Source organism: Micromonospora sp. NPDC000668, assembly GCF_042897975.1.
GTDB lineage: Bacteria > Actinomycetota > Actinomycetes > Mycobacteriales > Micromonosporaceae > Micromonospora.
The window spans coordinates 976,524-985,649 of sequence record NZ_JBIAYP010000003.1 but is presented as its reverse complement, the minus strand read 5'-3'; the positions used below and the strand labels follow the sequence as shown (position 1 = coordinate 985,649).

Annotated in this window: 9 protein-coding genes; 7 read left to right on the top strand and 2 right to left on the bottom strand. The window is 73.7% G+C overall.

All coding sequences use genetic code 11. The features are described from left to right. The first annotated feature begins 242 nt into the window (after positions 1-242). The 6 genes from ACFY29_RS20875 to nadC all read left to right on the top strand — a co-directional run bounded on the left by ACFY29_RS20875 (position 243) and on the right by nadC (position 6,284). Positions 243-1,223, top strand: a complete 981-nt coding sequence (locus tag ACFY29_RS20875) for a Rossmann-like and DUF2520 domain-containing protein (protein ID WP_386988420.1) — start codon at positions 243-245, stop codon at positions 1,221-1,223. After that, positions 1,220-2,068: a pantoate--beta-alanine ligase gene (panC, locus tag ACFY29_RS20870; protein ID WP_386988417.1), complete on the top strand. Its 849-nt coding sequence runs from the start codon at positions 1,220-1,222 to the stop codon at positions 2,066-2,068. The genes ACFY29_RS20875 and panC overlap by 4 nt, the downstream gene beginning before the upstream one ends. A gap of 41 nt (positions 2,069-2,109) precedes the next feature. Continuing rightward, complete coding sequence (panD, locus tag ACFY29_RS20865; RefSeq protein WP_089018653.1) at positions 2,110-2,538, top strand: aspartate 1-decarboxylase; 429 nt, start codon at positions 2,110-2,112, stop codon at positions 2,536-2,538. A 96-nt stretch (positions 2,539-2,634) separates the two neighbouring features. After that, complete coding sequence (locus ACFY29_RS20860) at positions 2,635-3,531, top strand: septum formation family protein (RefSeq protein WP_386988414.1); 897 nt, start codon at positions 2,635-2,637, stop codon at positions 3,529-3,531. A gap of 108 nt (positions 3,532-3,639) precedes the next feature. Beyond that, positions 3,640-5,334, top strand: coding sequence for an L-aspartate oxidase (locus ACFY29_RS20855; RefSeq protein WP_386988411.1), 1,695 nt, complete (start codon positions 3,640-3,642; stop codon positions 5,332-5,334). A 53-nt stretch (positions 5,335-5,387) separates the two neighbouring features. Further along, complete coding sequence (gene nadC / locus ACFY29_RS20850; protein WP_328421189.1) at positions 5,388-6,284, top strand: carboxylating nicotinate-nucleotide diphosphorylase; 897 nt, start codon at positions 5,388-5,390, stop codon at positions 6,282-6,284. A gap of 39 nt (positions 6,285-6,323) precedes the next feature. Here nadC and ACFY29_RS20845 read toward each other — a convergent pair whose 3' ends face one another. Continuing rightward, positions 6,324-7,415 (bottom strand): hypothetical protein, encoded by a 1,092-nt coding sequence (locus ACFY29_RS20845; protein ID WP_328421187.1) that lies wholly within the window; start codon positions 7,413-7,415, stop codon positions 6,324-6,326. 118 nt (positions 7,416-7,533) lie between these two features. Here ACFY29_RS20845 and ACFY29_RS20840 point away from each other — a divergent pair, with 118 nt between their 5' ends. After that, positions 7,534-8,292 (top strand): type III pantothenate kinase, encoded by a 759-nt coding sequence (locus tag ACFY29_RS20840; RefSeq protein ID WP_252417322.1) that lies wholly within the window; start codon positions 7,534-7,536, stop codon positions 8,290-8,292. Positions 8,293-8,302: 10 nt separating this feature from the next. Here the strand turns inward: ACFY29_RS20840 and ACFY29_RS20835 are convergent, their stop codons facing one another. After that, entirely contained in the window at positions 8,303-9,046 is a 744-nt protein-coding gene (locus ACFY29_RS20835) for a class I SAM-dependent methyltransferase (protein WP_386988406.1), read from the bottom strand. Positions 9,047-9,126 lie beyond the last annotated feature (80 nt).

Below are 9,126 nucleotides of genomic sequence, written 5' to 3'. Positions count from 1 at the left end.
CCGCCCCCCGGGGTGTGCGGGGGGCCCCCCGGCCCCCACACCCCCCCCAACCCCCCCCCCCCGCGCCCCCCCCCCCCCCCCCCCGCCCGGGGGGGGGCCCCCCCCCACCCGGGGGGGCCCCCCCCGCGCCGATCCCGCCCGGCGGGGTCGTGAAGGTTTTCACACATGCTTGTCCCGGTTCCGTGACCCGGGCGCATACTTGCGATCGACCGGTACCCCTTCTCGAGGACTGGATCGTCGTCATGAGCGCACCGTTGCGCCCGCGTCCGGCCGCCCCGCGCGGGGCCGCCGCACCGCAGGGCAGCGCCGTCACCGGCGCCCCGGCTTCCGTTCCCTCTCGCTTCCTGACCGTCGGTGTCGTCGGCGCCGGACGGGTCGGTGCCGTGCTGGGCGCCGCGCTCGCCGCCGCCGGGCACCGGGTGGTCGCCGTCGCTGGCGGCTCCGGGGCCAGCCGCGCCCGACTCGCCCTGCTGCTGCCCGACGTACCTCGCCGTCCGGTCGCCGCCGTCGCCCACGCCGCCGCCGATCTGCTGCTGATCGCGGTGCCGGACGACGCGCTGGCCGGGGTGGTCGCCGACCTCGCCGACCGGGGCGCGCTGCGCCCGGGCCAGGTGGTCGCGCACACCTCCGGCGCGCACGGGCTGGCCGTGCTGGAGCCCGCCGTGGCGGTCGGCGCCCGGCCACTCGCCCTGCACCCCGCCATGACCTTCACCGGTACGCCGGACGACCTGGCCCGGCTGGCCGGCATCTCGTACGGGGTGACCGCCCCGGCGGAGCTGCGCCCGCTGGCCGCCCGGCTGGTCGCCGACCTCGGCGGCGTGCCCGAGTGGGTGGGCGAGGCGGACCGCCCGCTGTACCACGCCGCGCTGGCGCACGGCGCGAACCACCTGGTGACCCTGGTGAACGAGGCGACCGACCGGCTGCGCGACGCCGGTGTGACCCAGCCGGAGAAGGTGCTCGCCCCGCTGCTGCGGGCCGCCTTGGAGAACGCGCTGCGGCTGGGCGACGACGCGCTGACCGGCCCGGTCTCCCGCGGTGACGCGGGTACCGTCCAGCGGCACCTGGCCCGGCTGGCCGCCACCGCCCCGGAGTCCGTCCCCGCCTATCTGGCGCTGGCCCGGCGTACCGCCGACCGGGCGATCGCCGCCGGCCGGCTCCGGCCGGTGGACGCGCAGTCGCTGCTCGGCGTGCTCGCCAGCACCAGCCGGGAGGTGGCGGCATGACCCAGCTGGTGCACACCCGTGCCGACCTGGCCGAGGCGCGGGCCGCGCTGCAGGGCACCGTCGCCGTGGTGATGACCATGGGCGCGCTGCACTCCGGGCACGAGACGCTGCTGCGCGCTGCCCGGGAGCAGGCCGACCATGTGCTGGTGACGATCTTCGTGAACCCGCTGCAGTTCGGGCCGAACGAGGACTTCGACCGCTATCCGCGGACGCTCGACTCGGACCTGGAGGTGTGCCGGCGGGTCGGTGCCGACCTGGTCTTCGCCCCGTCGGTGGCCGAGATGTACCCGGACGGCCAGCCCCGGGTGCGGCTCGACCCGGGCCCGCGCGGCGCGGAACTGGAGGGCGCGAGCCGCCCCGGCTTCTTCCACGGCGTACTCACCGTGGTGTTGAAACTGCTCCAGCTCACCCGGCCTGACCTGGCGTTCTTCGGCGAGAAGGACTACCAGCAGCTCACGTTGGTCCGGCGGATGACCCGGGACCTGGACGTGCCGGTCGAGGTGGTTGGCGTGCCGACCGTCCGGGAGCCGGACGGTTTGGCGCTGTCCAGCCGCAACCGCTACCTGAGCGAGCCCGAGCGGGCCGCCGCGTTGAGCCTGTCCGCCGCGCTGCTGGCCGGTGCGCGGGCCGCCGACGACGGTCTGGACGCGGGGGCGGTGCTGTCCGCCGCGCACGCCGCGTTCGGCGCCGGTACGCCCGGCGCCCGGCTCGACTACCTGGTACTCACCGATCCGGAGCTGGAGCCGGGGCCGGTGTCCGGGCCGGCGCGGCTGGTGATCGCCGCGTGGGTGGGCAGCACCCGGTTGATCGACAACGCGGCGATCCACCTCGCCCCCCGCCCCTGACCCGGCCGCATCCTTCACCACCATCGCGAAAGGCCACCCCGATGCTGCGGACCATGCTCAAGTCGAAGATCCACCGGGCCACCGTGACCCAGGCCGACCTGCACTACGTCGGCTCGGTGACGGTGGACGAGGACCTGCTCGACGCTGCCGACCTGCTCCCCGGCGAGCAGGTGGCGATCGTGGACATCACCAACGGGGCCCGGCTGGAGACGTACGTCATCCCGGGCGAGCGGGGCAGCGGCGTGATCGGCATCAACGGCGCCGCCGCGCACCTGGTGCACCCCGGTGACCTGGTCATCCTGATCTCGTACGGGCAGATGGACGACGCCGAGGCCCGGTCGTACCGGCCACGGGTGGTGCACGTCGATGCGGACAACCGGGTGGTCGAGCTGGGTGCCGACCCGGCTGCGGCGGCACCGGGCACGGCCGGCGACCCGGTGCCCAGCCCGTTGGCTGTGGCGAGCGCCTGATCCCACGCACGGCGATTCCGGTCTGTCACCGGAAGGTCATTTCCGGTTACCCTTGGCACGCCGTCGGAAGCTGGTCGGTGGCTGGGGGAGGCCGCGATGCGCCGTGCGATGACGACCCTGTTCGCCGCTGCTGTGACGGCAGTTCTGCTGGCCGGCTGCGCCGGGGCCGGCGGCCTGGACGGTGATCTGACCGACGACTGGGCTGCGCTGCCACCGGCGGTGCCGTTCACCCCGGCCGCCGGCGTGTGTCAGGCCGCCGACTTCACCGACGTCGTCACCCTGGCCGGCTATCAGCCGATGGACTGTGCCGCCCCGCACCGGGTGGAGACCGTGCACGTGGGGGCGTTCCCGGTCGAGCGGGCCACCGCCCCGGCCGGCGGCTCTGCCGAGCTGCGCGGCGCGTTCGCCGAGTGCGACACCCGGGCCACAGGGTACGTGGGCGACGACTGGCGGGCCGGCCGGTTGCAGCTGTCGGTGGCGCTGCCGTCCGGGCCGGGCTGGGCGGCCGGTTCCCGCTGGTACCGGTGCGATCTCAGCGAGTTGACCACGATCGAGGCGGCGGCCACCGTGGTGGTCCGGTCGGGCAGTCTGCGGGACGCGTTCAAGGGGGTCTCCGCGCTGCGGTTGGGCTGCCAGCAGACCCGCGGCGCGACCGTCCGGGGCGCGCAGACGCTGGTCCCGGTGGAGTGCGGTGCCCGCCACGACGCCGAGTTCGTCGGGGTGTGGCGGGCACCGGACACGCCGTACCCGACCCGGGACGCGGACTGGGCTCCGCTCTACACCGGCTGCCGCACGATCCTCGGCCGGTACGTGGGCGTGCCGGACGACGCCGAGCTGCGATTCCGCAGCGGTGTGGTGGTCCGCCCGCCGGGTGCGGGGCGCTGGCGGGTCGGTGACCGGGGGGTCCGCTGCTACCTGTGGCTCAGCGACCGTACGGTGACCGGCTCGCTGCGGGGCGCGGGCCCGGCCGGCCTGCCGGTTCGGACGAAGTGACCACGGCCAACCGTCCGGCGCGGCAGGGCCGCCGCCGGACGGGGTAGCCCATACCACTCGTCGTGCCCCGGCCGCCCGGGGCGAGGACGGTTCGGGTTGACTGGGGGGATGGACCTTCCGACCGTCGACCTGCCGGCGCTGCCCCCGTTGCTGGCCGCGCCCGCGCCCGGCTGGGTGGAGACCACCGACGTGATCGTGGTGGGTTCCGGGGTGGCCGGGTTGACCGCGGCGCTGCACCTGCGCGAGGCGGGCCTGCACGTCACGGTGGTCACCAAGGTCAACATCGACGACGGCTCGACCCGGTGGGCGCAGGGCGGCATCGCCGCCGTGCTCGACTCGGGGGACACCCCGGCGGCGCACGCGTCGGACACCGAGATCGCCGGTGTCGGGCTCTGCGACCCGGCGGCGGTCCGGGTGCTGGTCGAGGAGGGCCCACTCCGGCTGCGGGAGCTGATCCGGATCGGCGCCGAGTTCGACCGCAACCCGGACGGTTCGCTGATGCTGACCCGTGAGGGTGGGCACCGGGCGGACCGGATCGTGCACGCCGGCGGAGACGCCACCGGGGCCGAGGTGCAGCGGGCCCTGCACGAGGCGGTACGGCGCGACCCGTGGATCCGGCTGGTCGAGCACGCCCTGGTGCTGGACCTGCTGCGTGCCCCCGGCGACGGCCCGGACGGGCTCGGCCCGGCCTGCGGAATCACCCTGCACGTACTCGGCGAGGGCAGCGAGGATGGTGTGGGCGCGCTGCTGGCCCGGGCCGTGGTGCTGGCGACCGGCGGGATGGGGCAGATCTTCGCCGCCACCACCAACCCAGCGGTCTCCACGGGGGACGGCGTGGCGCTGGCGATGCGGGCCGGCGCGGCGGTGACCGATGTGGAGTTCGTCCAGTTCCACCCGACCGCCCTGATCACCCCGTCCGGCGTGGGCGTGCCCGGTACCGGCCACGCGCAGCAGCCGCTGGTCTCCGAGGCGCTGCGTGGCGAGGGCGCTTACCTGGTGGACGCGGATGGCAAGCGGTTCATGGTGGGCCAGCACGAGCTGGCCGAGCTGGCCCCCCGGGACGTGGTGGCCAAGGGCATCCACCGGGTGCTGCTGGCCACCGGCGCGGACCACGTCTTCCTCGACGCCCGGCACCTGGGTGGGACCTTCCTGGCCGCCCGGTTCCCGACCATCGTGGCGTCCTGCCTGGCGATCGGCGTGGACCCGGCCACCGACCTGATCCCGGTCGCCCCGGCCGCCCACTATGCCTCCGGCGGCGTCCGCACCGACCTGCGCGGCCGCACGTCCATCCCCGGCCTGTACGCCTGCGGCGAGGTCGCCTGCACGGGCGTGCACGGTGCGAACCGGCTGGCCAGCAACTCGCTGCTGGAGGGTCTGGTCTTCTCCCGGCGAATCGCCGAGGACATCGCGGCCGGCCTCCCCGAGCAGGTCCAACCGGCGGACACCGGCGCCTGGCGCGGCGGTGCGGGCTGGGTGCTCCCGACCGAGACGACGCCGGCCCTGCAACGGGCGATGACCCGGGGCGCCGGGGTGCTTCGCTCGGCCGCGACGCTGGCCGAGACGGCCGGCACGCTGACCGAGGTGGGTGCCGCCCGAGGCCGACCGCGGACCGCCGACTGGGAGGCGACCAACCTGCTCACCGTGGCATCGACGCTGGTGGCCGCCGCGTACGCCCGCGGTGAGACCCGGGGCTGCCACTGGCGGGAGGACTTCCCCACGGCCGACGAGCGGTGGCTGGGTCACCTGGTCGGGTCGGTCGGGGCGCAGGGCCGGTTGACGCAGCAGTGGGAGGGAATGCGGTGAGCGTGAGGAGTGAGCCGATTTTGCAGGCCCCGCAGTCGGAAACGGAGAAGGTCATGACGGAGTCGACGCGGCAGGCGATGCGGGCGGCCGGACTGGACCCCGCGCAGGTGCGGCGGGTGATCGAGAACGCGCTGGTCGAGGACCTGGGGCCGGACTTCCTGGACGTCACGAGCGTGGCCACCATTCCGGCGGAGCAGACCGACACCGCCGACCTGGTGGCCCGCGCGGACGGCGTGGTGGCCGGGATGGCGGTGGCCGCCGCCGTGTTCGAGCTGGTCGGAGAGGTGACCGGGTTCGGCCGTACCGTCGAGGTGTCGGTGCTCGCCCGCGACGGGGAGCGGGTGGCGCGCGGCGACGTGCTGGCGACGGTGACCGGGCCGACCCGGCTGCTGCTCACCGCCGAGCGCACCGCGCTCAACCTGCTCTGCCGGATGTCCGGGGTGGCCACCCACACCCGTGCCTGGGCGGATGCGCTGGCCGGCACCAAGGCGATGGTGCTGGACACCCGCAAGACCACGCCGGGCCTGCGGCAGCTGGAGAAGTACGCGGTGCGGGCCGGCGGCGGCACCAACAAGCGGATGGGCCTCTACGACGTGGCCATGATCAAGGACAACCACAAGCTCGCCGCCGGGGGCATCACCGCGGCCTATCGGCGGGTCCGGGAGGCGTTCCCGGAGGTGCCGGTGCAGGTCGAGGTGACCACGGTCGGCGAGGCGGTGGAGGCGGTGGAGGCCGGTGCGGGCTTCCTGCTCTGCGACAACATGACGCCGGAGACGCTCGCGGAAGCGGTGACGGCGGTGGGGGACCGGGCGGAGCTGGAGGCGACCGGCGGCCTGACCCTGGAGGTGGCCGGCCGGTACGCGGCCACCGGCGTCGACTTCCTCTCGGTGGGCGCGCTGACCCACTCGTCGCCCATTCTGGACATCGCCATGGACCTGCGGATCGAGTGACGGGTGTCCGGCCCGGCGCTACTCGCGACGGGCCGGGCCTCAGACGGTGGTCAGTGAGGTGGCGGCCAGGTTGAAGATCACCCGGTTCTCGGTGTCCTGCCGGCCGTCCAGGCCGTACTTGGCCCGGAAGAGTTCCAGCACCCGGTTGTAGATCTCGGGCGGCAGCTCGTCGGCCTCGCCGATGGCGAAGGTCTCGCCCTCCGCCTCGGGCCGGTCCAGCACCACACTCAGCCCGGCCAGGCCGTGCCGGGCCACGTTGCGCACCAGGTCGGTGCCGGCGATGTACCAGTCGCCGTCGGAGCGGACGTAGAGCGCCTCGCAGGTCTCCAGGTCCCGACCGGCCTGGCGCAGGCAGAGCCGCAGGGTGAGGCAGGCCGCCAGGTCCTCCACCGGCGCGGTCTCCCACAGCTCAGCGAACCGGTCGTCGACGAACTCGCCGAGCGGGGTCGAGACGAATGCCTCGATCTGCTGGGTGTCGAAGGTGCTGCCCTGGACCGGGAAGAACGAGATGAACGCCTTGCCGTCCCAGCGGTACATCTGCACCGAGGGGGCGGCGCTGTAGACCCGGACCTGGAGCCGGGCCCGGGCCGACTCGGGCAGCTCCTCGGCGAGCCGGGCCAGGTGCCACATGTTGTTGAGGATGGCCACCGAGGCGTCCCGCCGGCGCAGCTCCTCGCCGCGCAGCCGGACCGCCGGCGAGTCCGGGTCGAGCAGCAGCACCTTGACGGCGGCGCCGTTGACGAGCGCGGAGCGCAGCGCCGCCACGAACCGGGACGCGTACGGGCCCTCCAGCATGCTGGTCCAGGTCTCCAGGATGGCCACGATCTCCCGGGACTGGGCGACCCGTTCGATCAGCGCGTCCCGGTCCAGTCGCGGGTGCTCGATGATGCTGACCGTCTGGAGTTCGCGGAAGAGCGGGTTGAGCACCACGTAGGTCAGCAGCGTCATGATCAGCGCGGCGCCGATGTTGAGGTAGAGATCGCCGGCGAAGCTGCCGGCCTCCCGCAGGGACGCCCGCCACGCCTGCACGACCATCCAGATGGCGCCGCCGGCCAGTGCGACCAGCACCAGCACGTGCCGCCTACGCCGGCGCAGGGTGTTACGGCCCCGCACCCACCACGTCCCCGACATGTCCGCTCCCCGTCCGGCCGCGCCGTGGATTGACCCATGTTCATGTCGCGATGCGACAAGGATACGGTCCGCAACCCGGTCCGCACCCGCCCGTACGGTCGTTGTCTAGGCTGCGTGCGTGCTGCTCTGCATCGACATCGGAAACACCAACACCGTGCTGGCGACCTTCGACGGCGACAAGCTGGTGCACTCCTGGCGGATCAAGACCGATGCCCGCTCGACGGCGGATGAGCTGGGTCTGATGTTCCGGGGCCTGCTCGCCGGGGACAACGTCGAGATCACCGGTGTGGCCGCCTGCTCCACGGTGCCGGCCGCGCTGCGGTCACTGCGCACCATGCTCGGCCGCTACTACGCCGACCTGCCGAGCGTGATCGTCGAGCCCGGAGTGCGGACCGGCGTGCAGTTGGCGATCGACAACCCGAAGGAGGTGGGCGCCGACCGGGTGGTGAACACCCTGGCCGCGTACACCCTCTATGGCGGGCCGTCGATCGTCGTGGACTTCGGCACCACCACCAACTTCGACGTGATCAGCGGTCGGGGCGAGTTCCTCGGTGGGGCGTTCGCACCGGGCATCGAGATCTCCTTCGACGCGCTCGCCGCGCGCGCCGCCCAGCTACGCAAGGTCGAGGCGACCAAGCCCCGCTCGGTAATCGGCAAGAACACCGTGGAATGCCTCCAGTCCGGCCTGTACTTCGGCTTCGCCGGGCAGGTGGACCGCATCGTCGAGCGGATGACCGAGGAGTTGGGCACGGTGAAGGCGGTGATCGCCACCGGCGGTCTCGCCTCCCTGGTGATCAACGAGTGCCGCAGCATCACCCACCACGAGCCGATGATCACCCTGATCGGCCTGCGGATGGTCTACGACCGCAACCTGTGACCCCGGTGGTTCAGCGCCGTCGGGCGCGGAAGACCAGCGTCCGGTACGGCAGCTCGATGGTCTCCCGGCCGGCCAGGTCCGGGTGGCTGGCCAGGAGGTCTCGGACCTTCCGGTCGACCTCGTCCCGTTCCTGCGGGCTGGCGGTCAGCCAGTAGGAGCGGGTGCGCACCATGCCGAGCAGCTGCTCCGGGGTGAGCCGGGTCCGGTGCGCGAACTGGGCCAGCTCCACCGGCCCGAAGGCCGGGCCGAAGCCGGTGACCTGCTGGAGCAGGTCGCCGGAGTTGTCCCGGAGGTCGGCGATCCGGCTCAACTCGGCGATCCAATTGGCCGCTCGGTCGTCCCGAACGTTCCAGATCGGGGCGAACGTCCCACCCGGCCGAAGCACCCGGGCGACCTCGGCGTGCGCGGGCTCCTTGTCGAACCAGTGGTAGGCCTGGCCGACCAGCACCGCGTCGGCGGTGCCGTCCGGCAGTGGCACCGACTCGGCGCTGCCGGCCAGGGCCGTGAGACCGGGGGTGGCGGCGTCCAGTTGGGCCCGCATGCCGGGGTCGGGCTCCACCGGCTGGACCTGGTGGCCGAGCGCCCGTACGACGCGGGTCAGGATGCCGGTGCCGGCGCCGAGGTCGACGACCTGGGCGGCGTCGTTCAGCCCGTCGAGCGCCCAGCGGACCGCCTCCTCCGGATAGGTGGGGCGAAACCGGTCATAATCGCTCGCCGCAGCGCCGAAGGAGAGGGCATGAGTGTGATCGACCATGGCGGGCAGGTTATCCGGTAACAGCCCCCCAGGCGCTTGAGTACGCTCGGGCCTGACCCCCTGTATCTCCGTGACGAGGA